General features: G+C 69.5%; 27 protein-coding genes and 1 tRNA gene. 3 read left to right on the plus strand and 25 right to left on the minus strand.

From position 1 onward, the window contains the following. Window positions 1-106 precede the first annotated feature (106 nt). The 9 genes from rpmE to ABZ934_RS06965 all read right to left on the minus strand — a co-directional run bounded on the left by rpmE (window position 107) and on the right by ABZ934_RS06965 (window position 11262). Window positions 107-325, minus strand: coding sequence for a 50S ribosomal protein L31 (gene rpmE, locus ABZ934_RS06925; RefSeq protein WP_030153765.1), 219 nt, complete (start codon window positions 323-325; stop codon window positions 107-109). 190 nt (window positions 326-515) lie between these two features. Next, on the minus strand, window positions 516-1625 hold the full coding sequence (locus tag ABZ934_RS06930) for an LCP family protein (RefSeq protein ID WP_361309388.1): 1110 nt from the start codon (window positions 1623-1625) through the stop codon (window positions 516-518). 344 nt (window positions 1626-1969) lie between these two features. Continuing rightward, window positions 1970-4084, minus strand: coding sequence for a transcription termination factor Rho (rho, locus tag ABZ934_RS06935; protein WP_361309391.1), 2115 nt, complete (start codon window positions 4082-4084; stop codon window positions 1970-1972). Window positions 4085-4526: 442 nt separating this feature from the next. Then, a complete protein-coding gene (gene thrB / locus ABZ934_RS06940) occupies window positions 4527-5453 on the minus strand; it encodes a homoserine kinase (RefSeq protein WP_361309393.1) in 927 nt (308 codons plus the stop codon). A 329-nt stretch (window positions 5454-5782) separates the two neighbouring features. After that, on the minus strand, window positions 5783-6853 hold the full coding sequence (gene thrC / locus ABZ934_RS06945) for a threonine synthase (RefSeq protein ID WP_361309396.1): 1071 nt from the start codon (window positions 6851-6853) through the stop codon (window positions 5783-5785). 6 nt (window positions 6854-6859) lie between these two features. Further along, on the minus strand, window positions 6860-8152 hold the full coding sequence (locus tag ABZ934_RS06950) for a homoserine dehydrogenase (RefSeq protein ID WP_361309399.1): 1293 nt from the start codon (window positions 8150-8152) through the stop codon (window positions 6860-6862). A gap of 157 nt (window positions 8153-8309) precedes the next feature. Continuing rightward, window positions 8310-9701, minus strand: coding sequence for a diaminopimelate decarboxylase (gene lysA / locus ABZ934_RS06955; RefSeq protein ID WP_361309401.1), 1392 nt, complete (start codon window positions 9699-9701; stop codon window positions 8310-8312). A 19-nt stretch (window positions 9702-9720) separates the two neighbouring features. Next, window positions 9721-10686, minus strand: coding sequence for an ArgS-related anticodon-binding protein NrtL (gene nrtL / locus ABZ934_RS06960; RefSeq protein ID WP_361309404.1), 966 nt, complete (start codon window positions 10684-10686; stop codon window positions 9721-9723). 81 nt (window positions 10687-10767) lie between these two features. Beyond that, entirely contained in the window at window positions 10768-11262 is a 495-nt protein-coding gene (locus tag ABZ934_RS06965) for a response regulator (protein ID WP_361309407.1), read from the minus strand. A gap of 82 nt (window positions 11263-11344) precedes the next feature. Between ABZ934_RS06965 and ABZ934_RS06970 the strand changes: the two genes are divergently transcribed. Next, window positions 11345-11416: transfer RNA gene (locus ABZ934_RS06970), tRNA-Arg, on the plus strand. 1226 nt (window positions 11417-12642) lie between these two features. Here ABZ934_RS06970 and ABZ934_RS06975 read toward each other — a convergent pair. The 15 genes from ABZ934_RS06975 to ABZ934_RS07045 form a co-directional block, all read right to left on the minus strand. Then, on the minus strand, window positions 12643-14088 hold the full coding sequence (locus ABZ934_RS06975) for a tyrosine-type recombinase/integrase (RefSeq protein WP_361309409.1): 1446 nt from the start codon (window positions 14086-14088) through the stop codon (window positions 12643-12645). Further along, on the minus strand, window positions 14085-14522 hold the full coding sequence (locus tag ABZ934_RS06980) for a helix-turn-helix domain-containing protein (RefSeq protein WP_361309411.1): 438 nt from the start codon (window positions 14520-14522) through the stop codon (window positions 14085-14087). The genes ABZ934_RS06975 and ABZ934_RS06980 overlap by 4 nt, the downstream gene beginning before the upstream one ends. Window positions 14523-14572: 50 nt before the next feature. Further along, window positions 14573-16120 (minus strand): YfjI family protein, encoded by a 1548-nt coding sequence (locus ABZ934_RS06985; protein ID WP_361309413.1) that lies wholly within the window; start codon window positions 16118-16120, stop codon window positions 14573-14575. A 127-nt stretch (window positions 16121-16247) separates the two neighbouring features. Then, window positions 16248-17174 (minus strand): bifunctional DNA primase/polymerase, encoded by a 927-nt coding sequence (locus tag ABZ934_RS06990; RefSeq protein WP_361309416.1) that lies wholly within the window; start codon window positions 17172-17174, stop codon window positions 16248-16250. Window positions 17175-17260: 86 nt separating this feature from the next. Beyond that, window positions 17261-17497 (minus strand): hypothetical protein, encoded by a 237-nt coding sequence (locus tag ABZ934_RS06995; RefSeq protein ID WP_361309419.1) that lies wholly within the window; start codon window positions 17495-17497, stop codon window positions 17261-17263. An 86-nt stretch (window positions 17498-17583) separates the two neighbouring features. Beyond that, the gene (locus ABZ934_RS07000) at window positions 17584-17862 is read right to left on the minus strand and encodes a hypothetical protein (protein WP_361309421.1); all 279 of its coding nucleotides are present in this window, start codon (window positions 17860-17862) and stop codon (window positions 17584-17586) included. Between the two features lie 20 nt (window positions 17863-17882). Continuing rightward, on the minus strand, window positions 17883-18221 hold the full coding sequence (locus ABZ934_RS07005; protein ID WP_361309423.1) for a hypothetical protein: 339 nt from the start codon (window positions 18219-18221) through the stop codon (window positions 17883-17885). Beyond that, complete coding sequence (locus ABZ934_RS07010) at window positions 18218-18823, minus strand: hypothetical protein (RefSeq protein WP_361309425.1); 606 nt, start codon at window positions 18821-18823, stop codon at window positions 18218-18220. The genes ABZ934_RS07005 and ABZ934_RS07010 overlap by 4 nt, the downstream gene beginning before the upstream one ends. Then, window positions 18820-19020, minus strand: coding sequence for a hypothetical protein (locus tag ABZ934_RS07015; protein WP_361309427.1), 201 nt, complete (start codon window positions 19018-19020; stop codon window positions 18820-18822). Before ABZ934_RS07015 ends, ABZ934_RS07010 begins: the two co-directional genes overlap by 4 nt. A gap of 24 nt (window positions 19021-19044) precedes the next feature. After that, window positions 19045-19287 carry a hypothetical protein gene (locus tag ABZ934_RS07020; RefSeq protein WP_361310279.1) on the minus strand — a complete coding sequence of 81 codons (243 nt, stop codon included), beginning with the start codon at window positions 19285-19287 and terminating at the stop codon, window positions 19045-19047. 149 nt (window positions 19288-19436) lie between these two features. Next, window positions 19437-21608: a cell division protein FtsK gene (locus ABZ934_RS07025; protein WP_361309429.1), complete on the minus strand. Its 2172-nt coding sequence runs from the start codon at window positions 21606-21608 to the stop codon at window positions 19437-19439. Window positions 21609-21706: 98 nt separating this feature from the next. Next, a complete protein-coding gene (locus ABZ934_RS07030; RefSeq protein ID WP_361310281.1) occupies window positions 21707-22093 on the minus strand; it encodes an RRQRL motif-containing zinc-binding protein in 387 nt (128 codons plus the stop codon). Beyond that, window positions 22093-23199 carry a conjugal transfer protein gene (locus ABZ934_RS07035; protein WP_361309431.1) on the minus strand — a complete coding sequence of 369 codons (1107 nt, stop codon included), beginning with the start codon at window positions 23197-23199 and terminating at the stop codon, window positions 22093-22095. The genes ABZ934_RS07030 and ABZ934_RS07035 overlap by 1 nt, the downstream gene beginning before the upstream one ends. Then, on the minus strand, window positions 23199-23843 hold the full coding sequence (locus tag ABZ934_RS07040) for a GGDEF domain-containing protein (protein WP_361309433.1): 645 nt from the start codon (window positions 23841-23843) through the stop codon (window positions 23199-23201). The genes ABZ934_RS07035 and ABZ934_RS07040 overlap by 1 nt, the downstream gene beginning before the upstream one ends. Continuing rightward, on the minus strand, window positions 23840-24160 hold the full coding sequence (locus tag ABZ934_RS07045) for a hypothetical protein (RefSeq protein WP_361309434.1): 321 nt from the start codon (window positions 24158-24160) through the stop codon (window positions 23840-23842). Before ABZ934_RS07045 ends, ABZ934_RS07040 begins: the two co-directional genes overlap by 4 nt. Window positions 24161-25020: 860 nt before the next feature. Here ABZ934_RS07045 and ABZ934_RS07050 point away from each other — a divergent pair. After that, a complete protein-coding gene (locus tag ABZ934_RS07050; protein WP_361309437.1) occupies window positions 25021-25761 on the plus strand; it encodes a helix-turn-helix transcriptional regulator in 741 nt (246 codons plus the stop codon). A 2-nt stretch (window positions 25762-25763) separates the two neighbouring features. Further along, window positions 25764-26237 (plus strand): NUDIX domain-containing protein, encoded by a 474-nt coding sequence (locus ABZ934_RS07055; protein WP_361309439.1) that lies wholly within the window; start codon window positions 25764-25766, stop codon window positions 26235-26237. Here ABZ934_RS07055 and ABZ934_RS07060 read toward each other — a convergent pair. After that, complete coding sequence (locus ABZ934_RS07060) at window positions 26230-26793, minus strand: HD domain-containing protein (RefSeq protein WP_361309441.1); 564 nt, start codon at window positions 26791-26793, stop codon at window positions 26230-26232. The genes ABZ934_RS07055 and ABZ934_RS07060 overlap by 8 nt on opposite strands. Between the last annotated feature and the right edge of the window lie 24 nt (window positions 26794-26817).

Here is a 26817-nt window from a genome sequence, read left to right on the forward strand (position 1 = left end):
GGGCTCCTGTGGTGAAAGTGAAGAAATGGCTGCGGGACGAGAAAGGCGCCGGGCCCGGCTGCCCGCGTGTGACGCGGTGCAGCCGGGTTCCGGCGCCGGAGGCTCGCTACTTCGAGCCGGCAGCCTTGCCGAAGCGGGCCTCGAAGCGGGCCACGCGACCACCGGTGTCGAGGATCTTCTGCTTGCCCGTGTAGAACGGGTGGCACTCGGAGCAGACCTCGGCACGGATGGTGCCCTCGGTCAGGGTGCTACGGGTGGTGAACGACGCGCCACAGGTGCAGCTGACCTGGGTCTCGACGTACTCGGGGTGAACATCGCGCTTCAAGGTGTCTCCTAGATTCGGGAGGGCGCCGGGTCGCAGGGGCCGAATTGCGCGCTGCGTGAACCGGGGCCGACAGACCAGTCTGCCAGGACCGGGCCGCCTGTCAAAATTCTGAGGACACCCTCCACAACGGGGAGGGGCCGGCATCTATTCCACCCGGTCTGCGAACCCCCGTGACCAGGTGTTCGCGCTGTCAGGGCTGCTGGACGATGCCGCCCGCGGTGCCCTTGTCGCCCATGGAGTCCGCCGTCGCCTCGGCCGGGATCGGCTGGTCCGCGAGCAGGGCGTCCCAGACCATCTTGGACTCCTTGGCGAGCGGGGCGACGCGGTCGTGGTCGAGGGCGTCGGCGGTCACCGGCATGGTGATCATCTGGAGGTTCTGGGCGTCGATGCCGCGCAGGCTCTGGGCGAAGCCCAGGAGCGACTTCACGTCGCCGAGCTGCTTGTCGGTAGTGAGCGCCTTGGTGCCGGTGTCGGCGAGGTCGAGCAGCCGCTTGGGGTTGTCGAAGACGCCGATGCCCTTGACCTGCTTGATCAGGGCCTTCATGAAGGCTTGCTGGAGCTGTATTCGACCGAGGTCGCTGCCGTCGCCGACGCTCTTGCGGGTGCGGACGAGGCCGAGGGCCTGTTCGCCGTTGAGCTTGTTGGGGCCGGCGGGCAGGTCGAGGTGGCTGGAGGCGTCCTTGATCGGCTTGGTGGTGGTCACCTGGACGCCGCCGAGGTTGTCGATGATCTTCTTGAAGCCCGTGAAGTCGACCTCGATGTAGTGGTCCATGCGGATCCCCGACATCTTCTCGACGGTCTTGACCGCGCAGGCGGCCCCGCCGATGGTGAACGACTCGTTGAACTGCGAGCGCGTGCTGCCCCGGTCCGTCTTCCCGTCCGCCGTCTGGCAGGCGGGTCGGTTGACCATGGTGTCGCGCGGGATGGATACGACGCTCGCCTTGTGGTGACCGTCGTAGAGGTGGACGATCATCGCCGTGTCGGAGCGGGCGGACCCGCCGTCGTCCCGGCCGTACTCGCTGTTCGCCCCGCCGCGGGAGTCCGAGCCGAGGACGAGGATGTCCATCGAGCCGTTGTCGATGTTCTGGGGACGGTCCTTGCCGAGCGCCGCGTCGATGTCGACGGTCTTCAGGTTCCCGTTGAACTTGAAGTAGAAGTAGCCCGCACCCGCGCCACCAAGCAACACCACGCCGGCGGCCGTCCACGCGACGACGGTGAGGCCCTTACGGCGCTTCGGCGCTTTCCTGCGGCGCCGGCTGCCCGCGGCGCGGCGGCCGCGGCCCCTCGTGTCCTCGCTCATGCTCTCCTCGGTCCCCGGCCCGCTCCCGCGACCCGTTCGGCCTGTCTGCGACCCCCGCTGTTCTCTGACACAGACGGAGGAACGCCTTCCAGGGTTCCACGATCCCGGGTGGGGGTCGTACCGGGCCGGCCGGTCGCCGGAAACGGCTCTGACCGGCTGTGACACCGCGCCTACCGTCCGTACCGGAACCCGGACGAAATCGGTGCTGTGGGGCCCCGCCGACCGGGCGCCGGTGTGGCGAAGGTCGCAGTGGGAACGAGCCGCGGTACGAACGAAAAGGGACCGCCCCCCCCTCGCGGCTGTGAGGGGGGCGGTCCCGTCGGACGGTCCGGCTACGGCGACGGTCAGTCGTCGTTCTTGCCCGCCGGGGTCGTCTTGGCGATCTGCATCAGGAACTCGGCGTTCGACTTCGTCTGCTTCATCTTGTCGAGCAGCAGCTCGATCGCCTGCTGCGAGTCGAGCGCGTGCAGCACCCGGCGCAGCTTCCAGACGATGGCGAGCTCCTCCGCGTTGAGAAGGATCTCCTCCTTGCGGGTGCCCGACGGGTCGACGTCGACGGCCGGGAAGATGCGCTTGTCGGCGAGCTTGCGGTCGAGCTTGAGCTCCATGTTGCCGGTGCCCTTGAACTCCTCGAAGATCACCTCGTCCATGCGCGAGCCGGTGTCGACCAGCGCGGTGGCCAGGATGGTCAGCGAGCCGCCGTCCTCGATGTTGCGCGCGGCACCGAAGAAGCGCTTCGGCGGGTACAGCGCGGTCGAGTCGACACCACCGGACAGGATGCGGCCGGAGGCGGGGGCGGCGAGGTTGTACGCGCGGCCCAGGCGGGTGATGGAGTCCAGCAGGACGACCACGTCGTGACCCAGCTCGACGAGACGCTTGGCGCGCTCGATGGCCAGCTCGGCGACGGTGGTGTGGTCCTCGGCCGGACGGTCGAAGGTCGAGGAGATGACCTCGCCCTTGACCGACCGCTGCATGTCGGTGACCTCTTCCGGACGCTCGTCGACCAGGACGACCATCAGGTGGCACTCGGGGTTGTTGGTGGTGATCGCGTTGGCGATCGCCTGCATGATCATGGTCTTGCCGGTCTTCGGCGGGGCCACGATCAGACCGCGCTGGCCCTTTCCGATCGGCGACACGAGGTCGATGATGCGGGTGGTCAGCACCCCCGGGTCGGTCTCCAGACGGAGCCGGTCCTGCGGGTACAGCGGGGTCAGCTTCTGGAACTCCGGGCGGCCGCGGCCCGATTCGGGCGCCATGCCGTTCACCGAGTCCAGGCGCACGAGGGCGTTGAACTTCTCGCGGCGCTCGCCGTCCTTGGGCTGGCGCACGGCCCCGGTGGTGTGGTCGCCCTTGCGCAGCCCGGCCTTGCGGACCTGGGCGAGGGAGACGTACACGTCGTTCGGGCCGGGCAGGTAGCCCGAGGTCCGGATGAACGCGTAGTTGTCGAGGATGTCGAGGATGCCCGCGACGGGGATCAGGACGTCGTCGTCGGCGACCTGCGGCTCGCTCGGCGCGAACTCGTCGCGGCCACGACGGCCACGGCGGTCGCGGTAGCGGCCACGACGGCCGCGCCGGCCGTCCTCGGAGTCGAAGTCGTCCTGCGGGCCGTTGTCCTGACGGTCCTGTCGACCCTGCTGGCCCTGGTTCTGGCCCTGACCGCGGCCGCCCTGCTGCTGACGGTCACCGCGCTCCTGACGGTCCTGACGGCTGCCGCCCTGACCACCTTGGCCCTGACCGCCCTGGACCTGACCGCCCTGCGCCTGGCCGCCCTGGCCAGGCTCGTCGGCCTTGGCACCGCGGTCGCGACGGTCGCGCCGACCGTCGCCGCGCTCGCCCCGGTCGCGGTCACGGCGGTCCCGGCGGCCGCGGCCCTCGCCGGCCTCCTGGAGCTGCGTCTGGCCTTGGCCCTGGCCCTGTGCGGAGACGGCGGTCGCGGCCTCCACCTTGAGGTCGGTCTGCGTCGCGGGCGCGGTCTCGGTCTTCTGCTCGACCTGGACGGCGACCGGGGCCGCGGACTCCGGGCTGCCGGTGGGCGCGGTGGCCCGACGGCGGCGGCGCTCGCCGACCGGGGCGTCGTCGCTGGCCGGCTGGCCGGGGATCTCGATCTGGGCCTGCGTGGCAGGCGCCTCGGCGGGCGCCTCGGCGGCGGCCTCACCCGTACGGGCCTTGCTGGTGGCGCGGCGCTTCGGCTTGGCCTCGGCGGTGTCCGCGACGGAGGCGGCGGCCTTGGGGGCGCTTCCGCCCGCCTGCGCCTCCTTGATGACCTCGATCAGCTGGCTCTTGCGCATCCGCGCGGTGCCCCTGATACCGAGGCCCGACGCGACCTGCTGGAGCTCGGCGAGGACCATGCCGTCAAGGCCGGTGCCGGAGCGGCGGCGCTTGGGGGCGGCGCCCGCGGCGGGGGCACTGGTGTCGACGTTGGTGTCGGCAGCGCCCATCAGATCGGTGGTGTCGCTCACGAAGGGTCCTTCCCTGGAGCGGACGTCGGCCTGTCTGGCTCGGCGACCGGTTGTGCTGTCCGGCGACAGTCTGTGACCCGATGGGTCATAAACTGCAGCCGGGGCGGTGGTCCGCCGGTAGAGATACGGCGGAAAAGAAAACGTGCGTGCTGGTTACGGCGAGAAGCCCCCGAGCTGGAAGCGTGGGAATGTCACGCCGATTCCGGAGCGTGCTCGAAACTGCCGGCAACGATCAGAGCAGTCGGGGAGGCTCCCGGAAGAAAGGTGGTCCCGAATGGGGACACTGAGCACCGAGCCATGGCGGCTTCGGATGCGCACTCGAGATTAACACTACCGGATCCAACAGACATTCCCCCTCTCAATCACCGGCAATCACGCCCTTCCGCGCGGTCGGCCTGCCCAGCCGCCGCACCGGCCCCCTGGCCGGCCGGGCCCCCGGGGCCTAGCCGCCCTGGGTGCCCAGCGGAAGAACGCTCGCGCCCGGGACGTCGAGGGCCAGCCGGTTGGCCGCCCACCCCTCGCGCGCGAGCCGCGCGACCTTGTCGGCCGCACCGTTGTCGACCAGCGCCAGGACCGTGGGGCCCGCGCCGGAGATGACCGCGGGGATGCCGTCCGCCCGCAGTCGGGCCACGAGAGCCACGCTCTCGGGCATCGCCGGGGACCTGTACTCCTGGTGGAGCCGGTCCTCGGTGGCGGGCAGCAGCAACTCGGGACGCCTGGTCAAGGCTTCGACGAGCAGGGCCGCGCGACCCGCGTTGACGGCCGCGTCCACATGCGGGACGGTGCGCGGCAGCAGGCCGCGGGCCGTCTCGGTGAGGACCGGCTTGGAAGGCACGAAGACCACCGGAACGATGGAATCGGCGGGGTCCATCCGGATCGCCTTGGCGCTGCCGCCGTCCATCCAGGCGAGGGTGAAACCGCCGAGCAGGCAGGCGGCGACGTTGTCGGGGTGGCCCTCGATCTCGGTGGCGAGTTCCAGCAGGGCCGCGTCGTCGAGCTTGGCCTCCGCGCCTATGGTCACGGCGCGGGCGGCGACGATGCCGGCGCAGATCGCGGCGGAGGACGAGCCGAGTCCGCGCCCGTGCGGGATGCGGTTGGCGCAGACGACCTCCAGGCCGCGCGGCTGCCCGCCCAGCAGGTCGAAGGCGGTGCGCATGGAGCGTACGAGGAGGTGGCTCTCGTCGCGCGGGAGGTTGTCGGCGCCCTCACCGGCGATGTCGATGTTCAGGCCGGAGTCGGCGACACGGACGACCACGTCGTCGTAGAGCCCCAGGGCCAGGCCGAGGGCATCGAAGCCGGGGCCGAGGTTGGCACTGCTGGCGGGGACGCGCACTCGTACGGCGGCGGCGCGGAACGCTGGACCTGCCATCGGTCGATGACACTCCTTGTGACTGTGCGAGATCTGGTGCTTGGCGGGATCTTCGCTGCGAATGTACTGGAGAACGCACGACACCCGAAGGCCCTTGGGGCAGCACCGCGTCATATGCGCGGTGGCGGATGTAAGTACAGCCTATCGAAGGAAGGTTCTCTCGCGACATAGGGCGCACAGGAGGCGCACGATGCGTGTCGCGTTCTTCCGTCCGAGTTGCCGGATTCCGGGACCTCCCGGAATCCGGCGACGCGGCCCGGGCCCGCGCGGGGCGGCCCCGCGCGGGGCGGCCCCGGGCGGCCGACCCGACCGGGCCAAACCCGGCCTGGTCAGACCAGGCCGAGCCGGACGGCCGCGGCCTCGGCGTCCACCGGAACGGTGACCGGCTGCGGGGCTCCGGCGACCGCCCAGTCGGGGTCCTTGAGACCGTTGCCGGTGACCGTACACACGATCTTCTGGCCGGGGTCGACCAGTCCGGCCTCGGCGGCCTTGAGCAGACCGGCCACCGACGCGGCGGAGGCAGGCTCCACGAAGACGCCCTCCTGCGCGGCCAACAGGCGGTAGGCGGCCAGAATCTGGCGGTCCGTCACCTCATCGATGAAGCCGCCGGACTCGTCGCGCGCGGCGAGGGCGTACTCCCAGGAGGCCGGGTTGCCGATGCGGATCGCCGTCGCGATGGTGTGCGGCTCCTTGACGATCTCGCCGCGCACGATCGGCGCGGAACCGGAAGCCTGGAAACCCCACACACGGGGCGTACGGGAGGCCAGGCCGTCGGCCTTGTACTCCTTGAAGCCCTTCCAGTACGCGGTGATGTTGCCCGCGTTGCCGACCGGCAGGACATGGATGTCGGGGGCGTCGCCCAGCGCGTCGACGATCTCGAACGCGGCCGTCTTCTGACCCTCGATACGGACCGGATTGACGGAATTGACCAGCGCCACCGGGTAGTTGTCGGACAGCGCGCGGGCCAGGGCCAGGCAGTCGTCGAAGTTGCCGTCCACCTGGAGGATCTTGGCGCCGTGCACCAGGGCCTGACCCATCTTGCCGAGCGCGATCTTGCCGCGGGGCACGAGGACGGCCGAGACCATCCCGGCACGCACCGCGTACGCGGCGGCGGAGGCCGAGGTGTTGCCGGTGGAGGCGCAGATGACCGCCTTGGCCCCCTCCTCCTTGGCCTTGGTGATGGCCATCGTCATGCCGCGGTCCTTGAAGGACCCGGTGGGGTTGGCGCCCTCGACCTTCAGGTGCACCTCACAGCCCGTGCGCTCGGAGAGCACCTGGGCCGGGACGAGGGGAGTGCCACCTTCGCGGAGCGTGACCACGGGCGTCGCGTCCGTCACCGGCAGGCGGTCCCGGTACTCCTCGATGATGCCGCGCCACTGGTGGGTGCGATTGCTGCTCATGGGTCCTTACTCCCCTTCAACACGCATGATGCTGGCCACACCGCGCACGGTGTCCAGCTTCCGCAGCGCCTCGACGGTCCCGGAGAGGGCGGCGTCGGGGGCCCGGTGAGTGACGACGACGAGGGAGGCCTCGCCGTCCTTTCCCTGCTGGCGGACGGTGTCGATCGACACCCCGTGCTCCGCGAAGGTCGTCGCGACCTGGGCGAGGACGCCCGGCTTGTCCGCCACATCGAGGCTGATGTGGTAGCGCGTGACGACGTCCCCCATGGGGCTGACCGGCAGCTGGGTGTACGCCGACTCGCCGGGCCCCGTTGCCTCGGCGAGCTTGTTGCGGCAGACGGCGACGAGGTCGCCGAGGACCGCGGAGGCGGTCGGCGAGCCGCCCGCGCCCGGGCCGTAGAACATGAGCCGCCCGGCGGCCTCCGCCTCGACGAAGACGGCGTTGTACGCCTCGCGGACCGACGCCAGCGGGTGGCTGAGCGGGATCATCGCCGGGTGCACGCGGGCGGTCACCGACCGGCCGTCCGCGGCCCGCTCCAGGATCGCGAGGAGCTTGATGGTGCAGCCCATGCGCTTGGCGGAGGCGAAGTCGGCGGCGCTGACCTCGGTCATGCCCTCGCGGTAGACGTCGTCGAGGCGGACCCGGGTGTGGAAGGCGATGCCGGCCAGGATCGCGGCCTTGGCGGCGGCGTCGTACCCCTCGACATCGGCGGTGGGGTCGGCCTCGGCGTACCCGAGGGCGGTGGCCTCGTCGAGCGCCTCCTGATAGCCGGCGCCCGTCGAGTCCATCTTGTCGAGGATGAAGTTGGTCGTGCCGTTGACGATGCCCATGACCCGGTTGATCTTGTCGCCCGCGAGGGACTCGCGCATCGGGCGGACCAGCGGGATCGCGCCGGCGACGGCGGCCTCGTAGTAGAGGTCGAGCCCGGCCTCGTCGGCCGCCGCGTGCAGTGCGGCGCCGTCCTGGGCGAGCAGCGCCTTGTTCGCGGAGACGACGGAGATGCCGTGCCGGAAAGCGGTGGTGATCAGGCCGCGGGCCGGCTCGATGCCGCCGATGACCTCGATCGCGATGTCGATGTCGCCGCGTTTGAGGAGGGCGGTCGCATCGGTGGTGACCAGCGCCGGGTCGATGCCCTCGCGCACCTTGGAGGGGCGGCGCACGGCGACGCCGGCGAGTTCGACGGGCGCGCCGATCCTGGCCGTCAGGTCTTCGGCGTGCGTCGTCATGATGCGCGCCACCTCTGAGCCGACCACACCACAGCCCAGCAGCGCCACCTTCAGCGGACGCGTACGCATCATTCGACCTACGCCTTTCGATCTTTCATCGCCACCCGGCACACGGTTTTGCGTGCCAGGTCTGACCAGTCTCACGCAATGGACAGTAGTTTCCATCCTCGGTCCATTGAGTGAGACGTCCATTTTGGGGGTCCTGGGGCCTACCCCAGAAATACCGGCATCATCCGAGGTCCAGACGCAGGAGATCTTCCTCCGTCTCGCGCCGGACGATCACGCGCGCCTGTCCGTCGCGCACGGCGACGACGGGCGGCCGGAGCGCGTGGTTGTAGTTGCTGGCCATGGAGCGGCAGTACGCGCCGGTGGCCGGGACGGCGAGGAGGTCGCCGGGGGCCAGGTCCGCCGGCAGGAAGGCGTCCTTGACCACGATGTCGCCGCTCTCGCAGTGCTTGCCGACGACGCGCACCAGCATCGGCTCGGCGTCGGAGACGCGGGAGACGAGCGTGACCGCGTACTCGGCGTCGTAGAGGGCGGTGCGGATGTTGTCCGACATGCCGCCGTCGACGCTGACGTACGTCCGCAGCCCCTCCAGCGGCTTGATGGTGCCGACCTCGTAGAGGGTGAAGGCGGTCGGGCCGACGATCGCCCGGCCGGGCTCGACCGAGATCCGGGGGGCCCGCAGACCCGCCGCCTCGCACTCGCGCGCCACGATCTCGTACAGGGCCTTGGCGATCTCGTGCGGCTCGCGGGGGTCGTCGGCGGAGGTGTAGGCGATGCCGAGGCCGCCGCCGAGGTCGATCTCGGGCAGTTCCACGCCGTGCTCGTCGCGGACGGCGGCGAGCAGCCGCACGACGCGCTTGGCGGACACCTCGAAACCGGCCATGTCGAAGATCTGCGAACCGATGTGGGAGTGGACGCCGAGCAGCTCCAGCGAGTCGTGGCCCAGCGCCCTGCGGACGGCCTCGGCGGCGGACCCGTCGGCCACCGCGATCCCGAACTTCTGGTCCTCGTGCGCCGTGGCGATGAACTCGTGGGTGTGCGCTTCGACGCCGACGGTGACGCGGATCTGCACGGGCTGGCGTACGCCCAGGCCGGCGGCGATGTGCGCGACGCGGGCGATCTCCTGGAAGGAATCGAGCACGATGCGACCCACACCGGTCTCGACGGCGCGGGTGATCTCGGCGACGGACTTGTTGTTGCCGTGGAACGCGATCCGCTCGGCGGGCATCCCGGCGGCGAGCGCGGTGGCCAGCTCGCCCCCGGAGCACACGTCGAGGTTGAGTCCTTCTTCCCGCAGCCACTTCACGACGGCCTTGGAGAGGAACGCCTTGCCCGCGTAGAAGACGTCGGCGTCGGCCCCGAAGGCGTGCGCCCAGGCCCGGCAGCGCTCGCGGAAGTCCTCTTCGTCCATGAAGTACGCGGGCGTCCCGAACTCTTCCGCCAACGTGGTCACCTCGATCCCGCCGACGGTCACGACGCCGTCCGCGTTGCGGGTGACGGTGCGCGACCACACCTTCTCGTCGAGGACGTTGAGGTCGGCGGGCGGCGGCGCGTAGTGGCCCTCGGGCAGGACATCGGCGTGGCGGGGCCCGGCGGGGTGCGCGGAACGGCTCATCGGAATCTCTCTTCGCGGGTCACAGGCGTTCGGGGGCGGCGATGCCGAGCTGGGACAGGCCGCCGGCCAGCACCGTCCCGGCGGCTTCGGCGAGGGCCAGCCGGGCGCGGTGGGCGGCCGAGGGTTTCTCGTCTCCCTTGGGGAGCACGTCGTACTGGAAGTCGAGCAGCGCGTCGGCCAGCCGGACGAGCTGCCGGGCGAGGCGCTCGGGCGCGCGGTGGTGCGCGGCGGCTTCGAGGGCGAGGGGGTGGTCGGCGAGGGCGCGCAGGAGCGCGTCGGCGGCGGGGGTGTGTTCCGTATCCCCCGGCTCGGGGCGGAAACCGAGGTGGGCGGCGTTGCGCAGCAGGGCTCGGGCTCGGGCTCGGGCGTACCGCACACGGAAGAACTCGCTCGACTCGTCCTGGACGAGGAGCCGACCGGAGAAGGAGGGGGTCTCGTGCGGCGGGACGGCGAGCATGGCCCACCGGGCGGCGTCGGCGCCGTAGCCGGCGAAGACGTCCCCTTCCTTCTTGGGCACGGGCGCGATCCGCAGTCCGCCGGTGTCGGGGTCACCGCCGAGCCGCAGAACGGCTCGGCGCACGACATCGGCGCGCGTCTCGGCGTCCGTGACCGTGACCGTGACCGTGACGGCCTGCGGGAAGCACCCGTACCGGTGGCCGCGCTCGCGCACGTCCCGTACCAGCACTTCGGCGGAGGGCCGTCCCATGACGAAGTTCAGGAACCCGGAGCCGGTGACCTCGACCCGGTCGATCCCGGGCGCCCCGGCGAGCCAGCGGGCGAGCACGCGCGCGACGTCCCCGGGGGGCCATCCGGCGCTCTTGGCGAGGGGGAAGGCGACGGCGGTGGCGTACTCCCCCACCCCGCCGGGCCGCGTCCGGTCCACGACCACCCGCTGCGGCAGCTCCGCCCCGGCGGGCAGTTCCCCGTCCTCGACGGCGCCACGCACGGCGTGCGCGACGGTACGGGAGAGGTCGGCGGGGGTCACGGGACCCAGCCTAGGGGAGAACCCCGGACGTCATGCCGAGGGTTTCGCCATGTGAACAGGGCATGAGCAGCGCGGCCGGCGTCACCCTCTCCCGGTCCCGGCGGGAGCCCCTTCCCGCTCGCGCCGGTCCCGCCGCTCGACCAGCCGCCGTACGACCCGGACCAGCTCGGCCGGCTCGAAGGGTTTGGCGAGGAACGCGTCGACCCCGGCGGTGATCCCCGCCTCCATCTCGTGCTGCGTGCAGGCACTGACCATGGCGAGCGGCACGTGTCGCGTCCGCGGATCGGCCCGCAGCCGCGCGGCGGTCCCGAACCCGTCCAGCCGGGGCATGACCACATCAAGGGTGATGACGTCGGGACACACGTGATGGACGACGTCCAGACACTCGGCACCATCGTTCGCGGTCACGACCTCGAAGCCCTCCAGCTCGAGATTGACCTTGATCAGCTGCCGGATGACCTTGTTGTCGTCGACAACAAGCACCCGGCGCGAGGCGCCTGGCACAACTCGAGAGTAGGTCCGCCTAAGCCTCCGCGTCCGGGTTTTCCCCACTTCCACCCCCTCCGGGCGACCCACCCCTCCCCACCCCCGCAAACCGTTTCTGATCACCCCCCGCGAGCTGGTAGTGTTCAACCCGTCGCCGCAACGCGAACGACACGCCCCCGTAGCTCAGGGGATAGAGCAACGGCCTCCGGAGCCGTGTGCGCAGGTTCGAATCCTGCCGGGGGCACTTCTGCCGGACCAGCATGAAACACCTGCTGACCTGCACAAGTGCCAAGCATGAAGACCTGGACCCAGTCCCACTGAGTCCAGGTCTTTGTCGTTGTTGCGCACCGGTCGCGATAGACCTGCGATAGACCCTCCCATCACTGCGCGAGCAAGGCCAAGCAGTTGCACTCGCTGATCGTCACTGGGACGACGGGTCGGTTCCCTGCTGGGACGAGGGGTCCGTTCCCTGCTGGGACGAGGGGTCCGTTCCCTGCTGGGACGACGGGTCGTGACCCTGCTGAGACGAGGGGTCGGTTCCCTGCTGGGACGAGGGGTCGTGACCCTGCTGAGACGAGGGGTCGGTTCCCTGCTGGGACGACGGGTCGTGACCCTGCTGGGACGACGGGTCGGTTCCCTGCTGGGACGACCGGTCGTGACCCTGCTGGGACGACCGGTCGTGACCCTGCTGGGACGACCGGTCGTGACCCTGCTGGGACGACCGGTCGTGACCCTGCTGAGACGACCGGTCGTGACCCTGCTGGGAGGTCCTATTCATGTCGGATGTCCTGTTGGTGTCGCTGCTCTTCAGGGAGTCACACTTGGCGTACCACCATTCGAGGCTACGCTGTTGCTCCGCACTCGACGGCTTAAATGAGTGGGCAACACTTGCTAGGAACTTGCACTGTTCTGCGAGGGTGTCACGGCTGAGAATGCCTTGGAGAACACAGTCCCAAGACTTATAGGTACAGTCTCGCTGAATGGCAAGCACAGGCTGGCTTTGACTGGTCACGTCACCCTTGGTAATTCCACTGGAGGTTGCTGCAGCCAACGGAGTGGTGACAACAGCCATAAATGGAACGAGGGGAAAAACAAGGGAGATCATTGTCGATCTCTTCATTTGCGCTGTCTCCTTCCGGCCCATGGCTCCCGCCAGCGTCGATCTAAACCGGTCGGGAACTGGCCTCAACCCCCTCCCTATTTTACCATCCTTGGCAAGCACAGGCTCCCTCAACGACGGCAGGAAGTAAGCGACATTCTCTCAACACACCCGTGTAGAGGCAGAAATCGCGCTACGGCCTCTATCCGTGCATTGACACACTGCGGCAGCCCAGCACTTATAACCCCGTTTCGCCATGCTCCCACATGGAAATCGGCGACAATCTACTCCATTCTCTCAGTTGACCGCTCGCCCCCCTCGTTAGACTCGACCCGTAGGTGCGGGCTAGTTGTCGTACTGTCAGATTCCCTCTAGCCGGCAAGTTCCCTTTCGATTTTGGCGTTCATCAGGTCTTTCTGGCCATATATGCAGCCTTCATAGACCCGGTGAATCACCTCAGGCGAGTTTCCAACCCGCCGCGCCACCTCAGCCACAGGAACTCCTGCGTTCAGCCATGTGGTGATGCAGGTGTGCCTGAGGTCGTACGGGCGTCCCCCAAGGGCGGAGGCTTGGAGATCCAGCGGAAGCGCGTACTCACGGGCGTCACGCCATACCCGCCAGTACGTACTGCTGCCCACCAGACCGCCCCGTTCGTTCGTGAAGAGCCGTCCATCCTTGGCCGTGCCGAACTCCTCCAGGTGGGCGCGGAGCATGTCCACGAGCGGCGGAGGAATCGGGACCGGCCGATCCTCCTTGGCCTCCCTGGATTTCAGACCACGCCTGTCGTGACGCTCGCCGCTGTCCGTCCACTGCTTGCCCGACACGGGGTGCGTGTCGTGGAGGGTGAGCTCGCCCCAGCCCTTCTCGGGGAGGTAGCAGTCCGTCTTTCGCAGCCCCACCGCCTCGCTCGGGCGGAGGGCCGCGAAGTACATCACCGCGTAGAACGCCACCAGACGACGCCCCTTCTTGCGGTCCCACGTCCCGACGTACGAAACCGCGGCGAGCAATTGAGCGGCTTGCGTCTTGTTCACAAGAACGCGCGGGTCGACACGATCCGATGAAGAGACCTTCACCTTCTTGAGCGCGGCAAGAGGGTTCTCGACCAGGAGCTTGCGCTCGATCGCGTATTCCACGGCGGTGTTCAAGGCGCGGCGCCTGCGGCGGGAAGTCTCCCCCGCCGCAGGCGTCCCGTCCAGCTTGAACAAAAGCCGGTACTGGACGTCTCGCAGAATCTTCGGATCTTCCAACGCGGAAACAAGCAGCGACTTCTTCGAAAGCCACTGATGGGCATCTTCGAGTTCGGCCGGCGGCTCCAACTCGGCGTTTGCCGGGACAACGGCCCAGCGAAGAGCGAGGCGCAGCTCCTCCACCTGGGGCATCTGCTTGTCCTGCTCCACCATGGCCAGGGTCACTGCGGCGAGACCATCCGCGATGCCCTCGCGCGTCTTGGCAGCAGCCGTGGGCCAGCGCATGGCCATGTACTCACGGCAGAACGTGAACCAGGAAAGCTCCTCCCGAGCATCCGCGGGCTCTGCGGCCTGCGTGGCGGCGCGGACTTCGGACTCAGGCAGGCCGTCTTTAATGCGGAACGCCTCGCCGCGCTTCATGGCCAACCACAATTCGGACCGGCGGCTCCCCGCAAGCGCCACGGTGGCAAACGTCTTACTGCTGACTTTGCCTCCGACGATCCAACGGAGCTGATACGGGCGGGTCTTGCTCTGCGCCTTGGTCACATTCCACAGGCGGACATCGAGGGAAAACCCTTCCGGGTCCAAGCCATTGTTCTGCTCGGACCCGGAATCGGCGTCGTTCGTCACGCTGATTCCTCCCGCATCTCCAGCCAACGGACCAGCTCGGAACGGCGAATACGCACGGAACCATTCGGGAGCTTGATGGCCTTGGGGCCCTTCTTGCACTGCCGCCAGCGATAGAACGTGGCTCGTGGAACACCGATCTCTTCGACCACCTGCGGGATGGTCAGCATTTCGTCGCGGGGCTTGGCCACGGCGAGACTCCTTCGGGAAGGTGTGGATTGGGGAGCAAGAACCCCGGGACCGCTGACACAACTGACAGAACCTCGGCGAGAACGCGTTGACCTGCGGATTCTGGGTTGAGGGCGGCTCTGACAGAACTCGCGGAAACTCCGACAGAACCTCCGGCAGCGGGTTCCGTCACAGCCGACCGGTGGGGTTCTGTCGGAGTTTCCGGAGGTTCTGTCACGGTGGCCGTAGGGACCGTTTACGCAGGTCAACGGGCCAGATCGGGGGTTCTGTCAGTTGTGGCAGTCCGGTGGGGGTTGTGTCAGGCACCGCGAGCGAGGCGCGGGTGCGCGTCGTACTTCGGGGAGGGCGGCCGGCCGCCGCGTCCGGTGCGCGGGGGCAAGGGCTGCTGGCGGATCCAGCCGTGTTCTTCCAACAGGGCCAGGGCCGGATCGAGGTCGGTCATGGCGGGGAAATCGCCGCGGGAGAGCTGGCGGAACAGGTCCCGCTTGGTGAAGCCGGTCAGCCGGGCCTCCCGAAGGTGTACGAGCACCTGGCGGGCGGCTTCCTGGGCGGGTGCTGCGCCCATGGCATCGAACACGTGCTGGGCGTGGGCAGTGAAGTAGTCCCCGAGGCGGGTGGCGTCGGCCAGGGTGGTGGCCTCGATGGGGCGGGTCCACCCGCTGTCGGTGTGGGTAGCCAGGTGGAGCAGCCCTGCGATGCGGGCAACGGCCCCGTCCCTCTTGCTGGCCCATTTGACGATGTCCGCGAGTGAACCGCCCTTCCCGATACGGGATTCGGTGACCTTTTGGTAGGCCAGCATGACCGCGTCGGCCTCGGGGGTGAGGGTGAGTACCGCCGGGTCGGTCCAGCCGTTCAGTGCCATGGCCAGACCGCCGAGCTGGCGGGTGTAGGTGTCGGCCACGTCGTCGGGGATGAGTTCCGGGGTGAGGTTGCGGCGGCCGACCAGCGATTCGGGCTGCGCGTACAGGAACCGGGCCAGCAGTCCGCGGCCGTCGGCCCCTTTGATCTGCCCGATGGATTCGAGGACTTCGGGCTGGACGGCGAGGCCCATCGTGACGGCGGGGTGTTCGACGTGCTGGGCTTCGCGGCCCTGCCGGTTGACGCGAACCATGTCCCCTGCATGGCCCTTGAGGAAGATCTCCATGTTGGGTGCTCCGCTGTAGCGGCCCGAGATGATTTCGAAGATTCCGCCCTCTGGGGAGAGGACGGAGATCCGGCCTTCCTGCTCGGTGAGGAGGGTGGCCAGGTTCTCCGGTGTCACGTCGTCCGCGACGAGCTGGGGCTTGCAGGGGACCTTGATTTCCTCTGCGGCCTGGGCGAGGGCGACGGCCTCGGCGGTGAGCTGGTCGCGCATCCCTGCCTCGGCGCTGGCGGCCTTGGCCGCTGCTTTATCGGCTGCGGCCTTGGCCAGGCGGGCGGTGGTCTCGGCCTCGGCGCGGGCCGGGCCGGAGAGTTCCACGAGGGCCTTCTCCACTGCCATGAGCGGCTCGGTCATCAGGGCGAACACGGCGCTCTTGCGGTTGCCGGGGTCCAAGGCCACGGCGGTGTAGAGGTTGACCGGCTCGCGCCACCGGCCGCGGACGCAGACGGTGGCCCGGCCGCCGGCGGCCGTGGCGATCACTGCCAGGGCCAGGCATCCGGCGAGGTCGGCGGGGGTCTGGGTCTCCTCGGCGACGGCGGCGACCATGGCGGACAACCACGGCGGGAGCGTCTCCACGGGGAAGGTGGGGAGATCCCGGCGGCCGGTGAGCGGGACCGGCTCGTCCCAGACCGGGCCGGTCACCTCCTCGGCGGCGAGGGCGTCGAACCCGGCCCAGAGGTCGGCGTCAGTGGGCTGTGCGGTCATGCTGCGGTCCTGCCTTCCTGCGGGCCACTGCGAAGGACTGAAAGGACGGCCTGGCGGCCGACGACCTTCGGCGCACTACTGCCGTCCCGGGCTTGGTGCCGTCCGGCGGAGCTGGGGTTGTCGGTGGTCATGCCGCGTCTCCCCTGGTGTTGCGGGCGCTGCGGTGGATGCCGTCGCGAATGCTGGCCGCGACCCGGGAAGGCGCGAGCCCCTCCGGCGCGGCGGCGGTGAGCGCGTCGGTGACTTCCGTCTCCGTGAGGGTCCCGGCGGCGATGAGGCGGCCGAGGGCGTACGCCGCGTTGTACAGAGTCGTGTTCTGGGCGCCGGAGGCAGCAGCCGCGACCTTGGCGACCTCGCCGTTGAGCGCGGCGGTCGCGTACCGGTCTGCCTTGCCGATGCGGGCACGGAGCACGGCCACGGGAACGGGGGCGGGCGCGGGAGGCGTGATGAGCAGGTCACAGAGCCACGTGGGGAGGGGGGCCGGGGGCGCGTCGTGAATGATCTCGTACGAGCCAGTGCCCACGGTGCTGCCGGCCGCGACCACGTACCCGCCCCAGGCTCGCGTGTCGACCTTCCACCCCAACCGCCCTGCGCTCCCACGTAGCTGCTTTTCGGCGGGGGTCGTGAAGTACAGGTGTTGTCCGCCACGGCGGGTGCGCACGGTGTACGTCTCGGTCGGCAGCCGCTCGCCGGCGCGCTCGCAGATCATGGCGAACACGTCCAGGCCATCGGTGGCCCCCGCCCATTCCGGGGGCGGGGTGCCGTCGTCTTCCTTGGGGATGTCGAGGTCCACGACCAGGAGTCCGGCGGGGCCGGTGGCGATGCCAACGTTGTACGGGGCCGCCTGCCAGCAGGCGGTGATCTGTTCGGGGGCGAGGGTGGCGCGCTGTTCGGGGGTGCGGTGGCCGTCCGTGCAGCGGCCGGTGCGGGGGCAGTTGCGTTCGGGGTGTCCGGCGGGCCGCTTGTCCCCGGGGCGGAGCGGGAAGACGGGCCAGCCGCGCTCTGCGGCGGCCAGGGCGGCGTGCAGCAGCGCCGGGGTGGGAGTTGGTGTCATGCTGGGGGTCTCCTGTTTCTGCGAAGGGACTGGGGAACCGGGGCGGTCGTGGTCTTGTGGTGAGAGGCGACCGCCCCGGGCGTATGTCAGGTGGCGTTGAGAGTGAAGAAGCGCCGGCCCTCGGCGTCGTGCTGGGTGAGGTAGCCCCAGTGGGCGAGGGCTTTGAGGTCGCCGCGGGCGGTTGCCCGCTTGGGGCCCCATCCGGCGCCCCGGTAGAGGTGGTGGGCGCGCAGGGTCGTCCACTCGCCGGAAGCGGAGCGGATCGTGTCGAGAAGGCGTATCCGGCGGATGTTCAGGGGCGGCGGGAACGTGGCGGTGGTCATGGCGGTGGGTCTCCTGTTTCTGCGGAGGGACTGGGGAACCGGGGCGGTCGCGGTCTTGTGGTGAGAGGCGACCGCCCCGGGCGTATCTAGAGGTCGGTGAGCGCGGTGGTGGGGATCTCGTAGACCTCGAACACGTCGGCCACGTTCGACCAGTGGCCCGGGGCGTAGTGGACGTAGGCGACGTGCAGCGGGATTCCGTCGCGGCTGGTGAAGGCGTAGACGTTTACCGCGTCCACGGTTTTGGGGCTCTTGCGGGCCTTGCGGATGCCGGATAGCGCCGCGTACAGGCTGATCGGTTCGGGCCGGTAGTTGGCACCGTCGACTTGGGTGTGGAGCGTGACGGGACGGGCGTTGGTGGTGGTCATGGCTGGGTGGTCCTCTCGGTTTAGAAGGGGGGCTGGTTGTGGATGCAGTTCGGGTCGGTGCACCACGGGTCGTGCGCCACGTGCGGGCGGCGCGTCCAGGCCGGGCGCTTGGGCAGCCAGACGAAGACCAGCGGCAGGAACGGGGCGCAGTGGCAGTCGTCGTAGCCGGGTTCTTCCTGGCCGTAGACGCCGCACTCCAGCTCCCCTTGGCCGCCGCAGGTGGCGCAGTTCGGGTCGGGCAGGCGATGAAGGGCCAGGATGGGGCGCGGGCCGACCTGACGCCCATCGCGCCGTGTGGTGACCCAGCCGCCCCAGTAGCGGACCTCCAGGCGCCTACGGGCCAACAGTTTTAGGATCATGCGGCGTTGTCCTCCTTGGTGATGTCGATCGCGGGCAGTTCGGGCAGCCCGGCCCGGGTGAGTTGGGCCGGGTCGAAGCCGGGCAGTGCGGCTCGGGCGGTGAGCGCGGCAGCGAGGGCCTGGGCGTAGTGGGCCCCCTCACGGGCGACTTCGATCTGTGCTCCGGCGCGCAGGGCTTCGACGCGTTCGATGTGGGCGTGGTCTTCGCGGTGGCGTTCGTGGGCGACTGCTTCGCGGCGGTCGGTGCGCCAGTAGCGGGCGGCGAGTCCGTAGGCGATGGCGGTGGCCAGAGCCCACAGCAGCAGTGGGAGGGAGAGGCCATCGGCGTATCCGGCGACTCCGGCGAGGGCCAGTCCGCCGGAGGCCGTGAACGCGGTACCGGCGATGACGCTGCCCCCGGAGCGGTTGCCGGAGGAGAAGGCGCCGGCGGTCGCGGCGCCGGCGGCGAGGACGACCATGAGGGCCGCGTTCCCGACGCTGTGTTCGGCGCCGTTGGCGTTCCAGATGCGGCCCAGGATGAGCACGGTCGTGGTGGCCAGTGCGGGGGCTGCCTTGGGGGCGAGGTCGATGGCCCAGTGCCGGTAGGTGAGCGGTTCGTTCATCCGTGGCTCCCGAGGTCGGAGACGGCGCTGATGACGGCGGTGGTGAGTTGGTTGATGGGGCCGGAAGCGCCGGTGGAGGCGAGGAAGAAGCCGAACATGATGGCGACGAACGCGGAGCCGTAGCCGAGGGTCTTGGATCGGAGCAGGAAGAACAGGACCAGCCCGAACAGGGCGACGAGCGAGACGGTGATGGCCACGGGGTGACTCCTTCACTGGTGGGGTTAGCGGGTGCCTTCGCGGTGGAGGCGCATGGCGACGTTGAACAGGTGGCGCCCGACGCGGATGCGCTTGCGGTCGCCGTGGCAGCGGCGGCAGGTCTTGCCGGGCTTGAGGCGTCCGCGGCGGTCCTTCTTGAGGGCGTAGCCGAAGCCCTTGCACTTGCGGCAGTTGCCGAACGGGCTGGACGCACACAGCCCGGCGTAACAGAGCGTGAAGAGCAAGGTCAGCAGGCTAGCGGTGAGCATGAGGGTCACAGGGGGCCTCCCAGGGCGGTTTCGGGGTGTGCGAGGGGGAGCCCGCTAGGTACTAGCGGGCTGATCAGGCATTGTTTGGGGTGCTAGCGGGGGTGCTAGACCTAGCGGGGTCTCCCGCTAGGTCTAGCGGCGGGTGGCGACTAGCCCGCGTCCCGCTTTCCGTCACGCTCCGCAATTGCTGCGGTGACCTTGACGCGTTCGAAGCCGCGCCGGTTGGCGCCCTTGCCGTCCTCGGTCTTGCCCCACACCTGGCCCGTGGGGATGCCGTAGGGCTTGAGTGCGGCGGTGAGTTGTTCCGCCTCCCAGCCGCCGTACACGTCCGGCCGCAGCTCCGCCAGACGCGCGACGGCGACCTCGTTCCAGACCTTCGGCTCTTCCACCGGCACGACCGCGAGCAGGTCGCGCAGCAGGTCGTAGCTCGCGGTCTTCTCCGTCTCGGGCGCCTGTCCGGCCGCGTGGCCGGTCAGGGTGCCGGCGTCTTCGTGGAGCTTGCGGGCGCGGGAGGCGATGACCTCGGCGGCGACCGCGTCCACGTAGACACTCCGCACGATGCGGGCATCCGAGCCCTCACCGACGAAGTAGTGGATGCCCTTGTCTCCCCAGGCGAACATCGTGGCCCGCACGCCCCGCTTGTAGGAGCCGGTACCGAGGACCATGTCGTTCTCGATCTGGCCCATGACCTTCATGCAGAACCGGGTGCTCGCGTTGGCGCTGATGCCGGTCGGCAGGGACTTGGAGTCCGGGCGCTGGGTGGCCAGCAGCAGCGTGATGCCGGTGGCCGGCCCCCGCTTGACCAGGTCGGTGCAGATCTCTTCAAACTCCCCGCCGTACTTGGGGTGCTCGAACCACACCTGGCACTCGTCCACGCCGATCACGATCGGGTGCAAGCCCAGCTTCGGCTTGCCGGCCAGCTCGGATGTCACCTTGGACTCCGGGCAGATGTCGCGGGGCAGGGAGCGGATCATCTTCGCCCGGCGCCGCAGCTCGTCCCGCAGCGCCCGCAGGTCCTGAATCGCGTACTCGATGTCCTCCTCATCCTCACCGGCACGGTGGCGGTGCGAGCACTTCTCCCCTACCGGGTCGAGGTCGCCGGTGCCCTTGAGGTCGTAGGTGTGCAGCTCAGCGCGCGGGTCGAGAGCGGCGATGAGCAGGAGCAGGCGCAGCAGGAACGTCTTGCCCATGCGCGGGATGGCTCCGACGATCCCCGCGATGTACATGAGGGACAGGCTGACCCAGCGTCCGCGCTGGTCGGTGCCGAACGCGGTGGGCTTGAACAGGTCCACGCTGCCGGACTTGGCCAGCGGCCATACCGGCTGCTTGGCCTTGGACATGTCCTGGTCTCCCACCCACAGCACCAGCCGTCCGGTGTGCTCGTCCGGTACCGCCTCGGGCCACACACAACCCAGCGGCCGGCGCAGGCCGGAGGCGAGGCGGTCGCGGCGGTCCATCACGTCCGAGACGGTCACGCCGTAGGGCAGGTCCCCTTCCGCGCGCCAGCCGGGGCCGTCGCGGGTGATCGGGGCGGTGAACACGAAACCTTCCCGGCCCTTGGCCACAGCCTGGTTGATCTGCGAGATCGACAGTGCGGCCAGCGCGCGGAGCACGATGTCACTGGTGAGCTTCTGTGCCTTGGGCAGCTCCACCGCCCGGTTGATGACGGGCGCGTCGGGCGACTCCCCTGCATATCCGAGCGCCATGAGTACGGCGCCGAACGAGAGGGTCATCACCCAGGCCGGGGCCAGCACGTACAGGGCAAGCGCGGAGCCCAGGCCGATGAACGACGCAAGCACCAGAACCAGGGTCCGCAGGCGCACGCGTCCGTCACGCTGCCGGGAAAGCTTGAGGTAGGTGGCAGCGTCCTCCTTCTGCACCATGGCCAGGCGGACCGGCTCGCCCTCCTTGTCGGCCACCCACCGCAGGGTTCCGCCGACGAACTTCGCCGCACCGCGGGGAGACTGCATCGCCAGTCGGGCGGCGTAGGCCGGAGAGCGGAAGGCGTGGTACCCGACCATGTGGCCGTAGTGGCGGGCCACCCATCCGGCAGCCGTCTTGAGTTCGGCGGTCGACCGCAGCCACTCCGGTACGACCTGGCGGCGCCTGGCTCCGGCCAGGCGGCCCAGGTATCCGGGGCCCTTCTGCTCCGGCCCGTCGACCCGCGCTCGGGCGCCCGGGTCAACCGGCTCCCTGACGGGCTCCCCGGCGGCCGACTCGCGGGCCAAGCGGGCCTTGTCGAGGTCGACTACTTCGGCGTCATCGGCGGCCAGGTCGACTTCGAGGCGGTTGAACAGTTCGCTTTCGTCGTCGTGGTTCACTGCTGGTTCCTTCCGGAAACGGGAGATGCGGTAAGGGGTCCGGACGGCACTTAGCCGGTGGGCGTCCGGACCCCGCAGGGGGAGTGCTGCCCGCGGTTTCAGGCAGCGATCTGGGGTGCGTCGGCGCAGGCCACGCACATGCCGAGCGAGGTAGGGATGCGATATCCGGCATCCCGCCGGCACTCGGGGCACACCCGCTGGGCGGCGTTCGCCTTGGCGAGCGCGGCCCACTTCGCGGGAGTCATCGGCCGCACGGGCTTCGCGCGGTCGAGGCGGTAGAGGTAGGCGACACGAATCGGGCTCTTGCCCGTGCGCCAGTAGCGCCGCGAGTACCAGAGGACCTGTGCGGCAACGCCCTGCCCGCCCGGGCGCAAGCCGCGGGCTCGCAGTTGCCGGTGCGTGGCGTACTCCTCGGGGGCCATCCGCCACGGGTAGGTCGGCATGCCGTACCGCTCACCGGCCGGGTCGTAGAAGCGGCCGGCCATCACGCGGCCACCGCCTCAGCGCCGTCGCCCGACTCCGAGCGCTCCGCCTTGAGCGTGTCGCGCAGGGTGCGGCCGTTGGCGGACGACGTACGGACCGCCTTGCGGATCGCTTCGGCCGTCAGCTCGGCGTCGGACCAGTCGGCCGTGAGCGACCGTGCCTCGGTGAGGAGTTCGTCCGGGGTGCGAGTCGGTCGGGGGGTGCGCGCCGACTGCGGTACCCGACCGGTCGCCCGGCGCGGAGCCGACTCCACAGCGGCGACCGACTTCACCGGAGCCGACTGGGGAACCTCGACCGGCTCGACTGCCGGAACCGACTCGGGCACCGCCACCGGCTCGATGACCGGCAGCGGGTCGGCCGACTCAAGGGCGGGAAGTTCGACCGCCTCGGGCAGGGCTTCGGGGGCCGACTCGTGCAGGTCAGACCTCAACCGATTTACGGTGAACTCCGCTGTTTCATCCTGGTTTGCGGGAGCGGTGAACATGGCGGCCAAGGCGGCGTCCGCCCCGCTGGTGAGCCGGTCGCGCTGGACGTCCAGGAGTCGGGCGCCCAGCGATGCGTCCCCCAACCCGACCTTCCGGGCCAGTCGCCACGAAGTCTGGTCAGACCACTTCCGCACCCATGACCATGGGTGGTTCGCGGCGCGGGCCCGGTGGTAGGCCAGCGCCCGCACCACGGTGGCCGCCTTGGCTTCGGCCTCGGCGTCGCGGCCGTCCTGGTGGACCACGATCCGCCGGGCCAGGAACGCCATGCCCTCCGCCGCGACACACATGCCCATCGGCGTGACGGCGTAGATCACGGTGCGGCCCGGGTCATCGGCGGCCATCGCGGCCATGACCGACGCGGCAGCGGGCAGCGCCCACAAGCCCACCCGGATGATGCGGGGAGAGGACTGGCCGAGCATCGTCAGTCCGAGTAGCACCAGCGCCAGAACCGCGGTCGCTCCCTCACCGGCCGCCACCGCGCCCAGCGCCGTTCCGGAGCCGTAGGCACGGCTGATGTTGCTGTAGGTACCCAGGCCACCGGCGACGCCGGTGCCGAGCATGGGCACGAACGCAGCCGTCAACACGACCTTCTGCACCTTGGTCAGTGCCTTGCGGGTCGCCATCACGCAGCCTCCCCGCTGGTGCCCCGGCGGCCGTCACGACGACCGTTGACCGTGGCCACGGCAGGAACGGTGAGCCGCTGGGCGATGCGCCAGCCCCCGCCGCGCTGCTTGGCTCGGTACATCTGCTCGTCCGCGCGGCGCAGCAGAGTCGGCAGGTCACCGGTACCGGTGCGGTAGTAGGCCGCCCCGATCGAGGCGTGAACCTCGATCGGTTGGCCGTCGAACGGCACCGGCTGGTCGAGTCGGCCGGTCAGCATGAACAGGTCGGCGCGCAGCTTGTCGATGCCGTAGCCGGGGATGACGGCGGCGAACTCGTCCCCGCCCAGGCGCCCGGCGACGCCGGCGTGCTCCTCGGCCCACCGGCCAAGGCGTTGCCCAGTGGCGCGGAGGACCGCGTCTCCGGCAGCGTGCCCAAGCGTGTCGTTGATCTCCTTGAACCGGTTGAGGTCCAAGACGAGCACGGCGCGCTGGCACTTCTGGGACAGGCTCTTGCGGGCCCGCTCCTCGAACGGGTCCCGCGTCCACAGCCCGGTCAGCGGATCGCGGCGGGCAGCCTCGATCCGGCGCCGCATCCACAGACTGTGGACCGACCAGCCGGACACAAGGGGCAGCACTGCCGACAGTGTCGTCATGGTGTGGCTCATGCCGCTTCCCCCGTCCGGGCGGAGCGGCCGGCGTCACGTGCAGCGCCCCGGAGGAAGGGGACGGTGCGGGTGAGCGCGTCGGCGTATAGCGCGTCCCACGCGGCGATCTCGTCGCCGCCCTCGCCCAGGGCGGCCAGCTCCGCGATGACCTCACGGGCCACCGCCTCACGGGCCGCCCGCTCCTGCGCGGTCTCCGGGGTGAGCGGACCGCGGAACAGATCGCGGTCCAGTCCCAGGGGCAGTTCATCGAAGCCGAGCGCCAGCTCTTCGAACTCGGCGGGGTTCACGATCTGGTGGGTACCGATGTACGAACGCATGTCGATCTCTCCTGATGAGCGAAGGGAACCGGGGCGCCTCGGTCCGTGGTGAGAGGCAGCGCCCCGGGGGTGAAGCCCGAACTTCGCGGCTCCCCTCCACCCCGCCCGTACGTGACGGGCGGGGGAGGCAACCGGCCGCAGGCTGCGAGCACTGCGGAAGGGAGAGCAAGCCGTGCGAGCAATGCCGGGTGTGAAGCCCGGAGACGCCTCGCAGGGCGGTTGAGCGGTGACACGAGGGGCGCGGCCGGCCGTACCGGTCCAGTACGGCCAGCGCCCGTAAATGTCGGTGGATCACAGGAGCCTCCAAGCCGGAGGGGCGAGGCTTCACCGGCGCGCCGTTGCCACGGTGCTCCGGTCCCGAGCCTGGGAGTCGGGTGCGTCATCGTCACTGCTCTGACGCCAGCAGGGCGGCACGTACCGGGTGGCACCCCCGAGGGGGTGTTCTCCAGAGCCAGCACGCAAGAGAAGGTGTCGCCGCCGACGACTGCCCGTCGCCATGGGGACGGGGATCACGCCCCGTCTCGTTTCACTTGACACGCTGTTGAGTTCTTAAGGAACGGACGCTGCCTTCGTACTCACCCCCTCGGGCTTTCCTCCGGGCATAGCTCGTCACAGGACATCGATGCAGGTCAGCGCGGAGAACCGCCCCGATCAACATGCGATACATGCTTGAGCGTGTATCTCACAGTGGCGGCCCTGATTGCGCTTGTCAAGCCCCTCGCTCAACCGGGGTTCCATGTGATGTGCCATCAGAGTGCCGCCGAGGGGCGGGACGAAGTCACCACGTCCCTGGACGACTTGGGACGTCCCCGGTAGCGTTCCGTAGGTCGAGTACGTCCCTGGACGTCCCTGGGGGTGGGATGGCTAACGAGCGGTTGCGTTCCGCGATGCTGACGCAAGGCATCACCGTGGAAGCCCTGGCAGAGCACGTCGGGGTGGACCCCAAGACCGTGGAGCGCTGGATCACCAAGGGGCGGGCGCCGTACCGCCGCCATCGCCTCGCCATCGCAGCGATGCTGCGTGAGGACGAGTCGTACCTGTGGCCGGAAGGTCTCCCCGACTCCCAGCGCAAGGACGCTGCCGACGCCGAAGTCTTGAAGGTGTACCCACACCGGTCCTACGTGCCGGCCGAGCTGTGGCTCCAGATGTTCGGCAGGGCTGAGCGGGAAATCGGCGTGCTGGTGCACGCGGGCGTATTCCTCGCCGAAAACCCCCGATGGGCGCAGCTCCTCAAGCTGAAAGCGGCAGAGGGCGTCCAGGCACGCATCCTGCTCGGAGATCCGGAAAGCCCGGAGATCCAGCGCCGCGGCGAGGAAGAGGAGATCGGAGAGGGCGTGGCCTACAAGGTCCGCGAGGTCATGAAGCTGTACCGCCCGCTCTACTCAGTGCCGGGCATCGAGTTTCGCCAACATAGGTCCACCCTGCACAACTCGCTGTACCGCTCGGATGACGAGTGGTTGGTGAATACGCAGGTGTACGGGGTAAGCGCGCCCCTGACCCCAGTTCTCCACCTGCGCCGCGTGGCTGGCGCTGAACTGGTCTCGACATATCAGCAGAGCTTCGAGAAAGTCTGGACCGAAGCCGTTCCCCTCGAAAGGTGACCATGAGCCGCCGCACCGACTACTTCAACGATTCCTCCGCGCCGAAGGCCAACAGCATCGTGCCCGCAGTCACGGCCTTCGTGGTCAACGACGCGGGCGACGTCCTTATGGAGCGCAGGTCGGACAACGGGCGCTGGGGAATGCCGGGGGGAGTTCAGGAGATCGGCGAGGACATCGCCGGAACTGTCGTCCGAGAGGTACGGGAAGAGACCGGCATCACCGTTGAGGTGATCGGCCTGGTGGGCATTTTCACCGACCCCGGGCATGTCATCGCGTTCGCGGACGGCGAGGTCCGCCAGGAGTTCTCGCTCTGCTTCCGCGCCCGGCCGGTCGGCGGCGAGATCAAGGTGAGTTCCGAATCCTTCGAGGTCCGATGGGTCCCGCGGTCCGAAGTCGATTCACTCGACATGTCGCCGACCACGCGCCGACGCCTCGAAGAGGGCTTCCGGGAGTCCCCGGTCCCCCGGATCAGCTGAGAGCCGACCACTCCGCCTCGGCCCGACGCTGCCTCACCCGATCCACCCTCGCCAGCAACTCGGGACGGGCCGCGGAAACGGCTCGATAGACGACGTGTTCGGGGCCGTATCGGTCCAGCACTTCCGCCAACCGCTCGCCGGGGTCGACCAGGGCGCCGGTCGGGCTGCTCGTGAGGTCGCAGAAGGTGATGGCATCCACCAGTTCGGGCTCGGCGGGACCGAACTCCGAGAGGGCATCGTTCAGCCCCAGCTCGGACGCCTCCCACGGCGATGACGTGTGGAAGGCCACGAGACTGGACAAGCGCGGATCGGCTCCGACGACATCCCTCAGGTACCGGGCCCCGTCAATCATGTGCTGCCCGGTGTCGACGGCGGCCTGGGCGTATCCGACATCGTGCGCGATGGCCGCTGCCGCCAACAGTTCGGCGTCCTCCCCCAGGGCCGGGGCCAGGGTCAACGCCTGCGAATAGACGCGCTGCGAGTGGGCCCACCGCTTCGGCAGGGCCTCGGCGAGCAGCGACTCCGCAAGGTCATGGGCCCACTTGGCCAGCTGCATGAATTTACCTCCGAGGGCGTTGGG

Origin of the sequence: Streptomyces sp. NPDC046557, from assembly GCF_040645975.1 — a bacterium.
Taxonomy (GTDB): domain Bacteria; phylum Actinomycetota; class Actinomycetes; order Streptomycetales; family Streptomycetaceae; genus Streptomyces.